Source organism: Propioniciclava soli (genome assembly GCF_038502305.1).
Classification (GTDB): domain Bacteria; phylum Actinomycetota; class Actinomycetes; order Propionibacteriales; family Propionibacteriaceae; genus Propioniciclava; species Propioniciclava soli.
Map to the genome: position 1 here is coordinate 225,374 of NZ_CP115965.1, position 16,513 is coordinate 241,886.

The 16,513-nt window shown below is 71.3% G+C and carries 13 protein-coding genes; 9 read left to right on the forward strand and 4 right to left on the reverse strand.

Annotated features, from left to right (window positions below):
- Nucleotides 1–149: 149 nt before the first annotated feature.
- On the reverse strand, nt 150–1,187 hold the full coding sequence (locus PCC79_RS00995; protein WP_232548694.1) for an ATP-dependent DNA ligase: 1,038 nt from the start codon (nt 1,185–1,187) through the stop codon (nt 150–152).
- The gene (locus PCC79_RS01000) at nt 1,187–2,200 is read right to left on the reverse strand and encodes a LacI family DNA-binding transcriptional regulator (protein ID WP_232548695.1); all 1,014 of its coding nucleotides are present in this window, start codon (nt 2,198–2,200) and stop codon (nt 1,187–1,189) included. Before PCC79_RS01000 ends, PCC79_RS00995 begins: the two co-directional genes overlap by 1 nt.
- 215 nt (nt 2,201–2,415) lie before the next feature.
- Between PCC79_RS01000 and PCC79_RS01005 the strand changes: the two genes are divergently transcribed.
- From PCC79_RS01005 to PCC79_RS01020, 4 genes are all read left to right on the forward strand, one after another.
- Complete coding sequence (locus PCC79_RS01005; protein ID WP_232548696.1) at nt 2,416–3,999, forward strand: Na+/H+ antiporter; 1,584 nt, start codon at nt 2,416–2,418, stop codon at nt 3,997–3,999.
- Between the two features lie 110 nt (nt 4,000–4,109).
- Complete coding sequence (locus tag PCC79_RS01010; RefSeq protein ID WP_342372731.1) at nt 4,110–4,505, forward strand: L-rhamnose mutarotase; 396 nt, start codon at nt 4,110–4,112, stop codon at nt 4,503–4,505.
- Between the two features lies 1 nt (nt 4,506).
- Nucleotides 4,507–5,673, forward strand: a complete 1,167-nt coding sequence (gene rhaI, locus PCC79_RS01015; RefSeq protein ID WP_232548698.1) for an L-rhamnose isomerase — start codon at nt 4,507–4,509, stop codon at nt 5,671–5,673.
- A 26-nt stretch (nt 5,674–5,699) separates the two neighbouring features.
- On the forward strand, nt 5,700–7,169 hold the full coding sequence (locus PCC79_RS01020; protein WP_342372732.1) for a rhamnulokinase family protein: 1,470 nt from the start codon (nt 5,700–5,702) through the stop codon (nt 7,167–7,169).
- A gap of 27 nt (nt 7,170–7,196) precedes the next feature.
- Here the strand turns inward: PCC79_RS01020 and PCC79_RS01025 are convergent, their stop codons facing one another.
- Nucleotides 7,197–8,540 (reverse strand): LssY C-terminal domain-containing protein, encoded by a 1,344-nt coding sequence (locus PCC79_RS01025; protein WP_342372733.1) that lies wholly within the window; start codon nt 8,538–8,540, stop codon nt 7,197–7,199.
- 211 nt (nt 8,541–8,751) lie between these two features.
- On the opposite strand from PCC79_RS01025, the gene PCC79_RS01030 reads away from it, so the two are divergent.
- Entirely contained in the window at nt 8,752–10,143 is a 1,392-nt protein-coding gene (locus PCC79_RS01030; RefSeq protein ID WP_342372734.1) for an HNH endonuclease signature motif containing protein, read from the forward strand.
- A gap of 56 nt (nt 10,144–10,199) precedes the next feature.
- Here the strand turns inward: PCC79_RS01030 and PCC79_RS01035 are convergent, their stop codons facing one another.
- Nucleotides 10,200–10,595: an NUDIX hydrolase gene (locus PCC79_RS01035; protein WP_232548702.1), complete on the reverse strand. Its 396-nt coding sequence runs from the start codon at nt 10,593–10,595 to the stop codon at nt 10,200–10,202.
- A gap of 129 nt (nt 10,596–10,724) precedes the next feature.
- On the opposite strand from PCC79_RS01035, the gene PCC79_RS01040 reads away from it, so the two are divergent.
- The 4 genes from PCC79_RS01040 (at nt 10,725) to PCC79_RS01055 (ending at nt 16,436) form a co-directional block, all read left to right on the forward strand.
- A complete protein-coding gene (locus PCC79_RS01040) occupies nt 10,725–11,474 on the forward strand; it encodes a DeoR/GlpR family DNA-binding transcription regulator (RefSeq protein ID WP_342372735.1) in 750 nt (249 codons plus the stop codon).
- 80 nt (nt 11,475–11,554) lie between these two features.
- Nucleotides 11,555–12,730 (forward strand): hypothetical protein, encoded by a 1,176-nt coding sequence (locus PCC79_RS01045; RefSeq protein WP_232548704.1) that lies wholly within the window; start codon nt 11,555–11,557, stop codon nt 12,728–12,730.
- A gap of 12 nt (nt 12,731–12,742) precedes the next feature.
- Nucleotides 12,743–14,779 carry an SDR family NAD(P)-dependent oxidoreductase gene (locus PCC79_RS01050; protein ID WP_342372736.1) on the forward strand — a complete coding sequence of 679 codons (2,037 nt, stop codon included), beginning with the start codon at nt 12,743–12,745 and terminating at the stop codon, nt 14,777–14,779.
- Between the two features lie 10 nt (nt 14,780–14,789).
- Nucleotides 14,790–16,436: an alcohol dehydrogenase catalytic domain-containing protein gene (locus PCC79_RS01055; protein WP_342372737.1), complete on the forward strand. Its 1,647-nt coding sequence runs from the start codon at nt 14,790–14,792 to the stop codon at nt 16,434–16,436.
- Nucleotides 16,437–16,513: the final 77 nt, after the last annotated feature.

The following is a 16,513-nucleotide window of genomic DNA, read 5'->3' on the forward strand; positions in this document are numbered from 1 at the left end:
CCGCGGGGCTCCCTTGTCGTAGCGCTGCTCCCCGGCTTGGGACACTTCGCTCCCCGAGCATGGCGATGCTCTCGCAGCACAAAGGGCAGCGCTACGGGCGGGGAGCGAAGTGGGGTTCAAGCGGTCACCTGCGGCTGACGACGGCGTCCTCACCCCAGGACGTCGGCCAGGTCATAGGCCGGGGCGCGCTCGATCTGGTCGAGCAGGCAGGATTCCGGGTCGCGGTCGGGACGCCAGCGCCGGAAGGTCACTGCGTGGCGGAACCGGGCTCCCTCAAGCTGGTCGAAGGCGACCTCGACCACCAGCTCGGGGCGCAGCGGAACGAAGTCACGGACGCCGGCGCGGGTCAGCTGCGCCGGTGCGGGCGCGGCGTCCGCCTCGGATCCGGTGAGCACCAGGGGGGCGAGGGCGTCCACCAACTGGGCGCGCGCGGCGTCCGGCAACGCGCCGATGCCGCCCACCGGCACGAGCACCCCGGAGGTGTACAGCCCGAGGTGCAACGAGCCGACCCCGTGGCCCGACCGTGAGCGGCCGTAACCGATCACGACCGCCTCAGCCGTGCGCTCGTGCTTGACCTTCAGCATCGTTCGACGGCCCGGGGCGTACGGAGAGGCGGTCGGCTTGGCGACCACCCCGTCCAGCCCGGCGCCCTCGAATCGCTCGAACCAGGCCCGGGCCTCGGCCGCGTCGTTCGTCGTGCGGCTCAGGTGGACGCCGGCGTCCGCCATCCCGCCCACCACCTGGGCCAGCGCGTCGCGGCGGGTGGCCTGGGGCAGGCTGGTGAGGTCGACGTCGGCCAGCGCCAGGAGGTCGAAGCAGACGAGCTCGGCGGGGGTCAGCGCGGCCCGCTCGACCACCCGCTTCCGGGCGGGGTGGATGCGCAGGCTGAGGGCCTCCCAGTCGAGACGCTCCGCCCCCGTCGCACCTGTGCGGACGATCAGCTCGGCGTCCAGCACCACCTGCGGCGGCAGGTGGCGACGCGCGGCGTCCGCCACGTCGGGGAAATACTCGGTGAGGCGTTTGCGGCTGCGGCTCCACAGGTCGACGTGGTCGCCGTCGCGGGCGACGATGCAACGGAAGCCGTCCCACTTGGGCTCGTACGCGAATTCTCCGGGGCGGCCCTCCGGGATGTTCGGCACCGACCGCGCCAGCATCGGCTCGATCGGCAGGGCGAGGGGGAGGGCCATCAGGAGATGGGGGCGTCGGCGTCCGTGGATCGCCGGACGACCAGGGTGGGCGTCAGCACGACGTGTTCGCGGGGGCGCTCCGGATCGTCGGACTCGGCCAACAACAACTCCATGGCGCGCGTGCCGATCTCGTGGCTGGGCTGCGCGATGGACGTGAGCGGCACGGCGGCGCCGGCCGCGAAGTCGATGTCGTCGTACCCCACGAGCGCCATGTCCTGCGGCACGCGGACGCCGGCGCCGAGCAGCGCCTGCAGCAGGCCGAGGGCAACGAGGTCGTTGGCGGCGAACAGGGCGGTGGGGCGTTCGGCGGCAGGCCGGTCCAAGAGGCGGAGCCCCGCCTCGCGTCCACACCGCAGGTGCAATGAGCTGACCTCGAGGTGCTCCAGGCGCACGCCGCGCTCACCCGCGGCGCGGCAGGCGCCTTCGAGCCGGTCGGCCACCTGGGGGAGGGAGGACGGCCCACCGACGAAGCCGACGTGGGTGTGGCCGAGGTCGGCGAGATGGGTGAGGGCGAGCTGGCCGCCGAGCACGTCGTCGACCGAGACCGACGAGAAGCGTCCGCCGGTGTGGTCGCGGTCAACCAGCACGCCGGCGATGCCCAGCTGGCGCATGCGGGTCAGGCGCCCGGTGACGTCGCCCACCGGGCTGACGAGAATGCCGCGGACGCGCTGTTGCTCGAACAGCTCGAGGTAGTGATCCTCGCGGGAGGGATCCTCGGCCGAACTGCCGGTGAGGATCGAGATGGCGTGCTCACCGGCATACTGCTCGGCGCCCTCGGCGATGTCGGTGAAGAAGGGGTTGGCGGGGTTCAGCACCAGCAGACCGACCGTGCGGCTCAGGCCGGCGCGCAACTGCCGGGCGGCCTCGTTGCGCACGAACCCGAGCTCGGCGATGGCGTCCAGCACCTTGACGCGCGTGGCTTCGGCGACCTTCTCGGGGCGGTTGAGGACATTCGACACCGTGCCCACGGACAAACCGGCGTGCGCGGCCACGTCCTTCACGCTGACAGCCACGAAGCCTCCCTTGAACCGATCCAGCTGGGGTGAGCGTACCTGACGCGGGGGTGCGGGTGGCGCGTGACCAGGGGGGCGCCGACACGCTGCCTCCGGTCCCGAACTCCGGTTCGGAGCTGGAGTTTGAGACCGAAGTGAGCGTGTCGCGGCACCCCTGGGCGGCGGGGTGCATCATGTGGGCGGTGCGGTGCGCACCGTCGAGAGGGGAGGGACGCGTGGAGGCCCTGCAGATCGTGGTGGCGCTGGGCGTGGCCCTGCTGGTCGGGAGCGTGGTGGCGCGGCGCACCGGCATCGCCTCCCCGATCACGCTCGTCGTGGCCGGGTTGGCGCTGGCGTTGGTGCCCCAGCTGCGCGGCATCGAGTTGCCGGCCGAGGCCGTCCTGGTGCTCTTCCTGCCCATCTTGTTGTTCTGGGAGGCGCTGACCTCGTCGGGACGCCTGCTGCGCCGGTTCTTCCGTGGCATCCTGCTCTCCGGAATCCTGCTCGTCGTCGTGACCGCCGCCGCCATCGCCTGGGTGGCGCACCTGCTGGGCCTGCCCTGGGAGACGGCCTGGATCATCGGCGCCGCCCTTGCACCCACGGACGCCACCGCCGTCGCCGCCCTCGGCCGCGACCTGCCGAGCCGGACGGCCGGCGTCCTGAAGTCGGAGTCCCTGATCAACGACGGCACCGCGCTGGTGCTCTACGCCCTGGCCCTGTCGCTGACGACGCACGAGGAAGCGATCACGCCCGGGCACGTGACGGTGCTGTTCTCCGTCTCGTTCTTCGGCGGCCTGGCCGTGGGGCTGGCGGGTGGGTGGCTGCTGTTCCAGATCCGCCGTCGGCTCACCGATCCGCTGCTCAACGCCGTGTTCATCGTGCTGACGCCGTTCATCCTCTATCTGGTGGCCGAGGAGATGGGGGCCTCCGGGGTCCTGGCCGTGGTCGCCTGTGGTTTGCTCTGGGTGCGGATGTCGCCCCTCGTGGTGAACGCCCAATCGCGCCAGCACGCGACACCGTTCTTCACCCTGACCACCTTTCTGCTCAACGGCGCTCTGTTCGTGCTGATCGGGCTGGAATTGCCCATCGCCGTGGGGGGACTCTCCGCAGCCAGCATCGGCACCGGCATGCTGGTGACGGTGGCGGTGTACGTCGCCATGACAGCAGTGCGGTTCGCCTTCCTCGTGACGAGCGCCTACCTCATCCGGTTCCTCGACCGACGTCCCCACCAGCGGACGCTGCGCACCACCAATCGCGCCCGTGTGGTCAGCACGGTGGCCGGGTTCCGCGGCGCGGTGTCGCTGGCCGTCGCCCTGTCGGTGCCGCTGGCGGCCGACGGTGTGGGCGTCTGGCCCCACCGCGACATGATCGTGTTCGTGGTGGCGGGCGTCGTGGTCACCTCGATCGTGCTCCAGGGTCTGGCCCTGCCCGCGGTGGTGCGGTGGGCCCGGTTGCCACAGGACACCTCCGCCGAGGACGAGCTCGCCCTTGCCCGACGCGTCGCCAGCCGTGAGGCGTTCGACGCGTTGCCGTCCCTGGCCCGGGAGCTGGGCATCGCGTCCGAGGTCATCGACGACGTCACCGCCGAGATCCGCACCCATCTCGAGCAGATCGACCCCGAGGACGAGGAGTTTCGCACCCGGGTCGCCGACGCGCACAGCCAGTACCGGGCCTTGCGCGTGGCGGTGATCGGGCACAAGCGCGCCACGGTCGTCCGGCTGCGCAACGAGGGCACGATCGACGACGCCGTGCTGAGACAGGTGCAGGCGAGCCTCGATCTGGAGGAGGTGCGCCTCACCGGCTCCGGCGCGGTGGAGTGACCGCCACGATGGGCGGACGGTTGACACCGGGAGGCGCATCGCCTAGGCTGCCCATGAATCGTTTCATGGAATGAACCATCGGAATGAGCCACGACGCCAAAGGGGGACGAATGGCCCGCATCTGCTTCCGCTCCCAGGTCAACCCCGCGCTGCTCGACGCCTACAAGGACGCCCACGCGGCGGTCTGGCCCGCCATGCTCGAAGCCCTGCGCGACACCGGCTGGCGCGACTACTCCCTCTTCCTCGACGACGACGGCCTGTTGATTGGCGTCGTCGAGGTGGACGACAGCCTGGACGCGGCGCAGCGCCGGATGGCTGCCACGGAGGTCAACGCCGCCTGGCAGGCAGAGATGGGCGCCCTCTTCGCCGATGCCGACGCGCCTCCCGACGAGGGGTTCGTCACCCTGCCTGAGGTGTTCAACCTCGACGCACAACTCACCGCCGCCGGTCTGCCGACCCACGCCAACTACCCGCCCGCCACCACGTCGACCAGGACAGGAGCCTGACATGACTTTCACGACCGACCAGCTCGCCCAGCTCGAGAAGCTCGCCATCGAGGTCCCGTCGTGGGCCTACGGCAACTCCGGCACCCGCTTCCGCGTGTTCGGCACGCCGGGCACGCCGCGCGACCCGTGGGAGAAGATCGCGGACGCCGCCAAGGTGCACGAGCTGACCGGGCTCGCCCCGGCCGTCGCCCTGCACATCCCGTGGGACAAGGTCGACGACTATGACGCGCTGAAGCAGCACGCCGCCGACCTCGGCGTGAAGATCGGCACGATCAACTCGAACACGTTCCAGGATGACGAGTACAAGTTCGGCTCGCTCGCCAACTCGGACGCCGGCGTCCGGCGCCGCGCGATCGACCACCACCTCGACTGCATCGAGGTGATGAAGGCGACCGGCTCGACCGACCTGAAGATCTGGCTGGCGGACGGCACCAACTACCCGGGCCAGGACGACCTGCGAGCCCGCCAGGACCACATGGCCGAGGCGCTCGCCGAGATCTACGCCCAGCTCGGTGACGACCAACGCCTCGTGCTGGAGTACAAGTTCTTCGAGCCGGCGTTCTACCACACCGATGTGCCGGACTGGGGCACCTCGCTCGTCCAGTGCCTGGCGCTGGGTGACAAGGCGCGGGTCTGCCTCGACACCGGCCACCACGCGCCGGGCACGAACATCGAGTTCATCGTCATGCAGCTCCTGCGGCTCGGACGCCTCGGCAGCTTCGACTTCAACAGCCGGTTCTACGCCGACGACGACCTGATCGTGGGTTCGGCGGATCCGTTCCAGCTCTTCCGCATCATGTACGAGTGCGTGCGCGGTGGTGCGCTGGACGCCGACTCCGGCGTCGTGTTCATGCTCGACCAGTGCCACAACCTCGAGCTCAAGGTGCCCGGCCAGATCCGCTCGGTGCTCAACGTGCAGGAGATGCTCGCCCGGGCGCTGCTCGTCGACCGCGAGGCACTCGGCCAGGCGCAGCAGGACCACGACGTGCTGGCCGCGCACGGCGTCTTCATGGACGCCTTCTCCACCGATGTGCGGGCCGACCTGGCCGCGTGGCGGGAGTCGAAGGGCCTGTCGGCCGACCCGATGGCGGCCTACGCGGCGTCCGGTTACCAGGAGAAGATCACGGCCGAGCGCGTCGGCGGCACGCAGGCGGGCTGGGGCGCCTGAGGCAGCCCTCGCGGACGGGAGACACCATGACGCACCACGCCTTCGCGGCGGCTGATCTCGGCGCCTCCAGCGGGCGGGTGATGCTGGGCCGGTTGGAGGACGGCCAGATCACCCTGGAGGAGATGCACCGCTTCGAGAACGGGCCGGTCCGCTCGCGCGACGGCGCGCTCCATTGGGCGTTCGACGAGCTCGCGGCGGCCGTGCGGGAGGGGTTTGCCCGAGCGCTGGCGGCCGAGCCGGAGCTGGCGAGCGTCGGCATCGACACGTGGGGCGTCGACTACGGCCGCCTGGACGCCGAGGGGCGCCTGCTCGAGCAGCCGTGGTGCTACCGCGACGGGCGCACCGACGGCGTCCCCGAGCGGTTCTTCGCCGACTTCCCGGCCGATCGCCTCTACGCCGAGACCGGCGCCCAGGTGCAGCAGTTCAACACGGTGTTCCAGCTGGCCGCTTCGGGTGCTGAGGGCTGGGATGAGACCGAGACGTTGCTGTTCATCCCCGATTTGCTGAATTATGGGCTGACCAGTGTGGCCGCGTCGGAGGTCACCTTCGCCTCCACGGCGGCGGTGCTCGACGTGGCGGCCCGGCAGTGGTCCGAAGCGGTGTTGGCGCACCTCGAGTCCCGCTACGGGGTGCCCGCCAGCCGCGTCCTGCCGGCGCTCGTGGAACCGGGGACGGTGCTGGGCCCCACGGCCGATGGGGTGCTGGCCCGGCCGGTGCCGGTGGTGGCGGTCGGGTCGCACGACACAGCGTCCGCGGTCGTGTCCGTGCCCGCCACGACCGAGCGGTTCGCCTACATCAGCTCGGGCACATGGTCGCTGGTGGGTCTGGAGCTGGCCGCACCCGTGCTGACGCCGGAGAGCGCGGCGGCGAATTTCACCAACGAGCTCGGCGTCGACGGCACGGTGCGCTACCTCAAGAACGTCATGGGCCTGTGGGTGCTCCAGGAGTGCGCCCGCACCTGGCGCGAGGCCGACATCGAGATCAGCTGGGCCGAGCTCGTCGACCTGGCGGCGGACGCCCCTGCGCTCGCCTGCGTCGTCGACATCGATGACCCCCGGTTGCTCAAGCCGGGCAACATGCTCGGACGCCTCACCCAGCTCGCCCGCGAGACCGGCCAGTCGCTGCGGCCCGACCCGGGGGCGGTGGCGCGGTGCATCCTGGATTCGCTGGCGCTGGCCTATCGGGACGCGATCCGGTCGGCCTGCGCGCTGTCGGGCCACGCGGTCGACGTCGTGCACATCGTCGGGGGCGGATCGCAGAACCAGCTGCTGTGCCAGCTCACCGCCGAGGCGACCGGCCTGCCCGTCGTCGCGGGCCCGGCGGAGGGCACCGCGCTGGGCAACCTGCTGGTGCAGGCGCGGGCCGTCGGCGCCATCGAGGGCGGGCTGGACGCCCTGCGCCGCGTGGCGATCGCGTCCTCGGACGTGCGGCGCTATCGGCCCGGCGTCCTGCCGATCCCCGCGCACCGCTGGGACGAGGCCCGCAGCCGTTTCTGACCGGCGCTCGTTGGTCGGTGCCGGCGGTCACGGCGCCGGGACGGTGACCTCCCGGTCGCGTTTGGCGACCCGGCCGCCGCGTTTGAACGACACCCACGAGCGGACGGAGTCGGCGCTCAGACAGAGCAGGACGAGGACGCCCACCGAGCTGGTGAGCACCGAATCCAGGTTGGCGCGGGCGACGCTGACATCGATGAGGTCGCTCACCGTGGTGACCGCGATCAAACTCATCACGATGAGCTTCGCCCAGCGGCGGCGCAACAGGATGAGCGTGCAGAGGCCGAGGAGCAGCAGCATGAAGGCGACGGCCGCGAGGTTGACGGCGAGTTCGATCTCGTCGTCGGCGGCCAGGGTGCGTCCGGCGCCGGTCACCCACCACCAGACTCCGAACCAGACGGTCTGACCGAGCAGGAGGGTCAGTGCCACGATCAGGGGCAGGGGGGGGACGCCGTGGCTGCGGGCGGGTCGGTGGGCGGGGAGGCGGGTCGGCTCCTCGCGGCGGGTCTCGGCGCCGTGGACGTTGAGGATGGGGAGGTCACCGTCGGTGCGGATGCGGTCGCCGCCGCCGTTGCGGGCGTGGTAGGAGGTCGAGAAGTCTTGGATGACGTCGATTCCCACCTCCGGGTCGGCGTAGCGCACCGAATTGACGATGTAGTCGCGCTCCAGGTCGATGTTCTCGTCGATCTTGTGCGTGAACTGGCCGGTGAACATCGACAGCCCGACCGACCGGTCGAAGGTGCCGGCCGCGAGCCACTCGACGCCCCGCCCGCCCGGCAGGAGCCAGCCCGGCGGCGTCCGCCAGAACCGGACGTGGTGGCGCTGGGAAACGGTGTTGTCCACCTCCTGCTGGTTGGCGAAGGCATGGCGCTCGCCGAACAAGAACAGGCTCGACACCGGCGCTTCGGGATAGGAGCGCCGCAGCAGGGCGGACGCGATCATGCCCCCCGCGGACCGGACGGTGATCTCGTCGGCCAGCACCCAGCCGGCGCCCTGCAGGGCCGCGTGGATGTCGCGCTCGTCGCCGTTGAGGGCGAGGTTGATGGGGTCGCCGAGCAGGCCGTCGCCAGTGCGGGTGCGGCCGATGAAGTACTCGGGGACGTACAGCAGGGTGAAGAACTGGTGCAGGCGGGGCAGGGCGAGATAGGTCAACAATGCCCAGAACACGACGAGGTAGAGCAGCCGCGACCACGACAGCGAGATGCCCTGCACGAGCAGGACCGCTGCGAACCACAGGGTGAGCACCATGGCGACGGCAATGAAGAACGAGTCGACCACCCGGTGCACGGACACGCGACGCTCCGCGCTCACCTTCTGCGGCGCCACCTCGCCGTAGGACGGTGGGCGGGCGGGAACGGGGTACCGGGCGACCACGCGTCCATCATGCCGGATCCCTGGGGGCCGGACGCCGGGGCGGCCTTGTGTTCGCTGCGGGTGAGGCGCGGGGGGAACCCCCGCCGTCCCCGCGAGACGCGCCCTGTTTAGTGGGGAATGGGGACGGGTGATCGAAAAGTTGTCCACAGATCCTAGTGATCTCCCTGTGATGGAAGGAAAAGTGTCGGCGGCTGCTTGTAGCGTTCTCGGTATGGAACAGGAGGAGTGCGCGGGGTTGGGCGACGCCGAGCTGGTGTCGCTGATCGGGGGTGCGGTGGACGCGCTGACCGCGGACCGGCTGCGCCTTCGTTCGGACGCCGAGCAGCTGGTCCTGCTGCTGGACGGGTTGCGTCTGGCCGGGCGGTTGCATGGCTGGATCGCCAGGTTGGCGGCCCAGGTGGAGGAGGATTCGGTCGCCTGGCGCGAGCACGGCACGTCTGCGTCGACGTGGTTGATGGACGCCGCTCGGCTGACGCGCGCCGAGGCGGCGCGACTCATCGGCAGCGGGCAGCGGCTGGCGCGGTTCGTCGAGGTCGGGGCAGCCGTGGGGTCGGGCACGGTGTCGCCCGGTCAAGCCGAGGCCATCACCGCCGTGTTGGAGGCGCTGCCGGAGGACATGCCGTGCGCGCTGGTGGATGAGGCGCAGGAGATGATGATCGGCTTCGCGGCGACCCACAACGCGACCGAGCTGCGCCGGCTGTCCGGGCGCTTGCTGGAGCTGCTGGCACCGGAGATCTGTGAGGAGCGGGAGGCTGCCAGGCTCGAACGCGAGCACGCGATGGCGATGCGTGCCCGGCACCTGACCTTCACCGACGACCATCGGGGGTCGGTGCTGATCAAGGGTTCGCTGCCGGTGGGGCAGGCAGAGCCGCTGGTGGCGATGGTGGACGCCTGGGCCGAGGCGCAACGCCGCGGGCTGGAGGCGCTCGATCCGGCCGCGACGCCGGTGTCGCCGGCCATGCGCCGGGCGGACGGTCTGATCGCGATGGTGGACGCCCTCGCGCGGACGCAGCTGTCACCCAAGCACGGCGGAGACAGGCCGCGGGTGGTCGTCACCCTGACCTGGGAGGATCTGCGCCGCGCCGCCGGCATGGCGACGGATGGCGGACCACTGCCGGGGCAGGTTGCGGCATGCGGCGTCCGCCCGCTGCGGGGGAGGCTGGTGGGCTCGGGCGTGCCCATCGACGCCGGCACCCTGCGGCGCTGGTTGTGCGACTGTGAGGTGCTCCCTGTCGTGCTCGGCGGCCGCTCGGAGGTGCTCGACCAGGGCCGCGCCAAGCGGCTCGTGACCGACGAGCAGCGGGTGGCGCTGGCGGTGCGCGACGGTGGCTGTGTCTTCCCCGGTTGTCCGGCTGCGCCGCAGGCGTGTCACGCGCACCACATCGTGCCCTGGTGGGCCGGGGGTCCGACCGACCTGTCGAACCTCGTCCTCGTGTGCCCCCATCACCACGCCACCGTCGAGCCGAGCCATGATCCCGACGCAGACCGGTGGCAGGTGCGCCTGCCCGAACACGGCCCGGCCGAGGTGATTCCCCCGCGACGCGTCGACCCCACCGGCCGCCCGCGACGGCACGCCCGGTTCCTCACCCCGCTGCGGACGTGAGGGGCACCCCAGCGTGCCGCACGGGTGTGGGTGAGGGACAGCTTGGCCTGGGCGTTTCAGGTGTCGAGGGCCAGGGCTCGCCGCACGAGGGGCACGAGTTCGGGTACGGCGAGGTCCAGGTGCTCGACCTCCGCCAAGGTAAACCAGCCGATCTGGTCGTGCTCGTGGGGGGCCATGTTCATCGGCTCGCCCGACCAGGCGCGCGCCACGAAGGCGTGCGTCTCGGTGCCGGGCACGTCGACCGGCACGCGGAGAAGTTCCAGCTGGGTGGCCACCACGCCCACCTCCTCGGTCAGCTCCCGGCGGGCGGCGTCGGAGGGGTCCTCACCCTCCTCGAGGTGGCCACCGGGGAGGTCCCACACGTCGGGGTACCAGCGCCGGTCGGGGTGGCGGTGAACCAGCAGGGCGGTGTCGTCGCGGACGAGGACGCAGAACGCGACGCGGTGATCCATGGGGCCATCCTCGCCGGGGGAGGGTTCGGCGACAAGCGATGCAGAGGAGGGTCTCGACCGGGCCGGGAAGCTGTGATAGATTTTGTGACAAGAACAACATCTCACACGCGCTGGTGGGGAGAGGGTGGCATGTCCGTCGGATCGCTGGGAGCGCAGGTGCGTCGCGGGCGCATCCGCGACCTGCTTGCGTCCGGGGGCTCGCTCGATCTGAGCTGGGCCGCCGATGAGCTCGGCGTCAGCGAGATGACCATCCGGCGTGACCTGCTGGAGTTGGAGCGTCAAGGGCTGGCGCGCCGCGTCCGCGGGGGAGCCGTGGCCGTGGCGCCGGAACTGTTCGAACGCCGCGCCGCCCAACACCACACGGCCAAGCTGCGGATCGCCATGAAGCTGCGCACCCTGCTGCCGGCCCAAGGCGTGGTCGCGATGGACTCCTCCTCCACCGTCCACCGCTTCGCCCTCGAGATCGCCGCCCCCGAGATCACCGTCCTCACCCCCGGGATCGAGACGTTCCAGGCTCTGCGCGGACGGGTGGGACGCGCGTTGCTCACCGGCGGGGAGTGGGAGGAGGCCACCGGGTCGTTCATCGGCCCGCTTGCCGTGCGCGCGGTCGACGCCCTGCACGCGGACGTCACGTTCCTGTCCGCCTCGGGCCTCGATCCCGAGCGCGGCGCGCTTGAGTCCACTCTGGAGAACGCCGAGGTCAAGCGCGCCCTGCGCCGCTCCAGCGCCACTGTCGTGCTGGCCGCGGACGCCTCCAAGCTCGGCCAACCCGCCGCCGCCCTCGCCCTGACGCTGGCCGAGATCGACGTCCTCGTCACCGACCTCGACCCGGCCGACCCGGTCCTCGACCCCTACCGCGCCCATCTGGACCTGCTGTGACCCCGGCCAAAGAACTGCCACTCACCGAGCAATCACTCAACGAACAGTCACTCAACTAATCAGTCACCGAAGAAGGAGCCATGAGCGACCTCCCCGTCGTCAACACCCATGTCCACGTCCCGCCCAACTTCTCCGCGTTCGGCACGCCGACGGAGGTGATCGAGGCCGCCGTCGCCCAGGGCGTCCGGGCGCTGGGCATCTCGAACTTCTACGACCAGCAGGTCTACGCCCGCTTCGACGCCGAGGCCCGCGAGGCCGGCATCGTGCCCCTGTTCGGTCTCGAGTTCATCACCCTCGACCCGGCGTTGGAGGCCGACGGCGTCCGCGTGAACGACCCGGCCAACCCGGGTCGCATCTACTTCTGCGGCAAGGGCATCAGCCCCTTCAAGGACAAGTCGGACGCCGCTGAGGCCACCGCCACCGAGATCCGCTCCGGCAACGACGCCCGCGCCGAGGCCATGGTCAGCCAGCTCACCGAGCACTTCACCCAGCACGGCGTCCCCACCGAGCTGGACGCCGCCACCGTCGCGGCGGCTGTCGCCGAACGTGGCGACGTGCCCCCGGAGTGGGTCTCCCTGCAGGAGCGTCACGTCGCGCGCGCCTACCAGGAGGTCATCGCCGATCTGCCCGAGGCCGAGCAGGCCGACGCGGTGGCCCGCGTCTACGGCGCACCCGCCAAGGCCCACCCCGGTGACGCCGTCGCCACGCAGGGCGAGATCCGCAGCCGCCTCATCAAGGCCGGCACGCCGGGCTTCGTGCCCGAGGTGCCGCTGTCGTTCGAGGACGCCTACGCCTACGTCCTGGCCATGGACGGCATCCCCACCTACCCGATCCTGGCCGACGGTGCCCCCGAGCTGAGCCCCTTCGAGTGGCCGCCGGCCACGCTGGCGTCCCACCTCGTCGAGCGCGGCGTCTACGCCGCCGAACTCATCCCGGCCCGCAACCGCAGCGAGGTGGTCACCGCCTACGTCGAGGAGCTGACCGCCCACGGCATCATCGTCATGGGCGGCACCGAGCACAACACGCTCGACCGCATTTCGCTCGACCCGGCCTGCGCCGACGGACCCCTGCCGGACGCCGCCCGCGCCGCCTTCTTCGAGGCGACCTGCGTCGTCGCCGCCCACCAGCACTTGGTGGCGCAGGGGGAACCCGGCTACGTGGACGCCACCGGCGGCATCGCCACCGGCACGGCCGCCGACGCCGCAGCACGCCGCGCCGAACTCGCCGAGCTGGGTGCCCAGCTCATCGGACGCTGAAGGGAATCCGCCATGACGCAGACCACCGACACCACTCCCACTGACACCACTCACCCCGACATCACCCGCGCCCACCGTGATCACCGGCTGACCGCCGAGCTCATCGAGCTCTCGAACCGCTTCGGCGCCGACCCGGCCTACGTGCGGGCCGGTGGGGGCAACAGCTCGGTGAAGATCGACGGCATCCTCCACATCAAGTCCTCCGGCACCCCGCTCGCCACCCTGACAGCCGACGACCTGGTGCCGCTGCGCAACGACGTCCTGCTCCAGGCGCTCGCCTCGGACGAGGAGGTGGAGGGCGACCCCGTCCGCGCCGCCGCCCAGAGGGCCCAGGTCGGCAACCCGACGCGGCGCCCCTCGGTGGAGATCCTGTTCCACGCCCTCATCGACGATCCGCTGGTGCTGCACCTCCACCCGGTCACGGCCAACGCCCTCACCTGCAACGAGGACGGGGAGTCGCTGGCCGCGGAGCTGTTGGGTGACGATGCCGTCTGGGTGCCCTACATCGATCCCGGGGTGCCGCTGGCCGTTGGGGTCCAGGAGGCGCGCGCGGCCTACACACAACGCATGGGCAACAAGCCGCCGAAGGTGACCCTGCTGGGCAACCACGGCATCATCGTCGCGGGCGCCAGCGCCGCGGACATCACGGCCGAGACCAAGCGCGTCACCGCGCTCATCGCCGGTGCCATCGACGCCGCCGACCCCGTGCCCGCGGCGCCCGAGCAGGACGCGGCCCGGACGGCGTCCGTCATCAACGCCGTGGTTCCGCGCCTGCGCGGCCTGCTCGGCTCGGACGCCGGCCCGGCCGTGGTCACCGCCGACACGTCCGACCTCGCCCGCTCGATCACGGCCGAGGACGCGATCGTGACCGGGGGTCCGATGATCCCCGACCAGATCGTCTACGCCGGCTCGTTCCCGCTCGTCGTCGACCTGCCGGACCCCGAGGCTGCGGCCGACACCCTCGCGACCGCCCTGGCGGCCCATCGCGCCGAACACGGCCGCGACCCCGTCGTCACGGTGCTGCCGGGCATCGGCGTGCTCGGCGCCGGAACCGACCTGGCCAAGGCTGACAACGCCCTGCGCGTGTACCTCGACCACGCGGTCGTCGCCCGCGACGCCGACCGCATCGGCCGCGTCCGGGCCATGGACGCCCGCGAGCGCCGCTTCATCGAGACCTGGGAGGCCGAGGCCTACCGTCAGGCCCAGGCCGCCCAGGGCGCGGTCGGACGCCTCGCGGGCCGGGTCGCCCTGGTCACCGGCGCCGCCCAGGGCTTCGGCCTCGGCATCACCGAGGCGCTGCTGGCCGAGGGGGCGTCCGTCCTGCTCGCCGACCTCAACATCGAGCTGGCGACCGCCAACGCCGAGCGATTGGCGTCCGAGCACGGCGCGGGGCGGGCCCGCGCGGTCGCGATGAACGTGGCCGACGCCGACTCCTGCGAGGCGGCGGTCGCCAAGGCCGTCCAGATCTACGGCGGCATCGACCTGCTCGTGTCGAACGCCGGCATCGTGCGCTCCGAGGGCGTCATGAGCCAGCCGGTGGCCGACTTCGATCTGGTCACCAACGTCAACTACCGCGGTTACTTCCTGTGCGTGCGGGCCGTGGCGCCCGTCATGGCGGCCCAGCGCGGGGCCGATCCGTCGCGCTGGCTCGACATCGTCGAGGTCAACAGCAAGTCGGGCCTGGAGGGTTCGAAGCGCAACTTCGCCTATGCCGGCAGCAAGTTCGGCGGCATCGGCCTCACCCAGAGTTTCGCGCTCGAGCTGGTCGAGTACGGCATCAAGGTCAACGCCGTGTGCCCCGGCAACTTCCTGGACGGGCCGCTGTGGTCCGATCCCGAGCGGGGGCTGTTCGTCCAGTACCTCGCCGCAGGCAAGGTGCCCGGCGCCACGACGGTCGAGGACGTGCGGCGCTTCTACGAGGCAAAGGTCCCCATGGGCCGCGGCTGCACCCCCGCCGACGTGGCCCGCGCCATCGTCTACATCGTCGAACAAACCTACGAGACCGGCCAGGCCGTGCCCGTCACCGGCGGCCAGAACATGCTCAACTGAGGAGATCGTCATGAACCAGACCCCTACGGGCACGCCCGCCCAGCCGATTCCCGCCACCCAGCACGCCGTGCAGATCGTCGGCGTCGACGAGATCGTCGTCAACACCGCCAAGCCGGTCGACCCGGTCGGGCCGACGCAGCTGCTGCTCCAGGTCGAGGCCTGCGGCATCTGCTTCTCCGACACCAAGCTGCTGCACGCCTTCGAGACCCACCCGCGCAAGGTCGACGTCGTGTCCGGCCTCACGCCCGCACAGCTCGCCGAGATCCCCTCCTACCACCCCGGTTCGGCGCCGACGGTGCCCGGGCACGAGCCCGTGGGCCGCATCGTGGCCATCGGGGACGCCGTCGAGCACTTCTCGGTCGGCGACCGCGTCCTCGTGCAGGCCGACTGGAAGCACCTCAAGACCGCCCGCTCCAACGGGGCCTTCGGCTACAACTTCGAGGGCGCCCTGCAGGAGTACGTCGTCATCGACGAGCGGTGCGTCGTCTCTCCCGACGGTGAGGAGTTCCTGCTCCACGTCGCCGAGGAGCCCTCGGCCGCCGCCGTGGGGCTCATCGAGCCCTGGGCCACGGTGGAGGCCGCCTACGCCGCAGCCGAGCGCCAGGGCCTGCAGCCCGGCGGTCGCCTGCTCCTCGTGGCCGACGCCGACACCGAGACCTCCGGTGCCCACGCGCTCAGCGAGGCCGCCGGATGTGAGGTGACACTGGCGACGGCCGACGGGCTCGACCTGATCGCCGGCCAGACCTTCGACGACATCATCTACTACGGCTCGGACGCCGCCACCCTGGGTGAGCTCGGCCAGCTGCTGGGTCTGCGCGCCATCCTGAACGTGGTGCTCGACGGGGCGAGGATCGACGGGCCCGTGCAGGTCGACGTCGGCCGCGTCCACTACGACTACATCCGCTACTGCGGCACCACCGGCTCCGACCCGGCCGAGGGCTACACCTGGCTCCCGGCCACCGGCGAGATCCGGGCCGGGGACGCCGTCGCCGTCGTCGGCGCCGCGGGTCCGATGGGGCTCATGCACACCATGCGGGCCGTGACGCTGGGATCGGAGGGGATCGACGTGGCCTCCGTCGTCGCGACCGACCTCAACGACGACCGGCTGGCGCACCTGGCGTCCGAGATCGATCCGGTCGCGGCCGAGCGCGGCGTGAAGGTCAGCTACGTCAACACCGGCGAGGAGCAGCTCCAGCCGGGGTTCGACTACCTCGCCTGCATGGTGCCCGTGCCGGCGCTCGTGGCCCAAGCCGTCGAGCTGGCCGGCCCCGGCGGCGTCGTGAACGCCTTCGCCGGCATCCCGGCTGGCACCTTCGGCGAGGTCAATCTGCAGCACCTCATCGAGAACCGGGTGTTCCTGTTCGGCACCTCCGGGTCGGACGTGAAGGACATGGCCACCGTGCTGCGCAAGATCGAGGCCGGCATCGTCGACACCACGATCTCGCTGGACGCGGTCTGCGGCATCGCCGGCTTCGACGACGCCATCAACGCGGTGATGAACCGCACCTCGGGCGGCAAGATCATGGTCTTCCCGCAGCTGCACGACCTGCCGTTCACCCGGCTGGTCGATCTCGCCGGAATCCGGCCCGACGTCGCCGACAAGCTGGCCGACGGCCGCTGGACCGTCGAGGCCGAGAAGGCGCTGCTGGGCCGCTGAACACCGGCCGGGCCACCCCTGGTCCACGCCACCTCGGTCCACGCCACCTCGCTCCCCGGCCTCCGCGCCGCTCTTCC

What these genes read in the sequence shown, in the direction of transcription:
- PCC79_RS01055 (WP_342372737.1), top strand. Translation starts at nt 14,790, where the DNA reads ATGAACCAGACCCCTACGGGCACGCCCGCCCAGCCGATTCCCGCCACC.
- PCC79_RS01040 (WP_342372735.1), top strand. Translation starts at nt 10,725, where the DNA reads ATGTCCGTCGGATCGCTGGGAGCGCAGGTGCGTCGCGGGCGCATCCGC.
- PCC79_RS01045 (WP_232548704.1), top strand. Translation starts at nt 11,555, where the DNA reads ATGAGCGACCTCCCCGTCGTCAACACCCATGTCCACGTCCCGCCCAAC.
- PCC79_RS01035 (WP_232548702.1), bottom strand. Translation starts at nt 10,595, where the DNA reads ATGGATCACCGCGTCGCGTTCTGCGTCCTCGTCCGCGACGACACCGCC.
- PCC79_RS00995 (WP_232548694.1), bottom strand. Translation starts at nt 1,187, where the DNA reads ATGGCCCTCCCCCTCGCCCTGCCGATCGAGCCGATGCTGGCGCGGTCG.
- rhaI (WP_232548698.1), top strand. Translation starts at nt 4,507, where the DNA reads ATGACTTTCACGACCGACCAGCTCGCCCAGCTCGAGAAGCTCGCCATC.
- PCC79_RS01030 (WP_342372734.1), top strand. Translation starts at nt 8,752, where the DNA reads ATGGAACAGGAGGAGTGCGCGGGGTTGGGCGACGCCGAGCTGGTGTCG.
- PCC79_RS01010 (WP_342372731.1), top strand. Translation starts at nt 4,110, where the DNA reads ATGGCCCGCATCTGCTTCCGCTCCCAGGTCAACCCCGCGCTGCTCGAC.
- PCC79_RS01020 (WP_342372732.1), top strand. Translation starts at nt 5,700, where the DNA reads ATGACGCACCACGCCTTCGCGGCGGCTGATCTCGGCGCCTCCAGCGGG.
- PCC79_RS01050 (WP_342372736.1), top strand. Translation starts at nt 12,743, where the DNA reads ATGACGCAGACCACCGACACCACTCCCACTGACACCACTCACCCCGAC.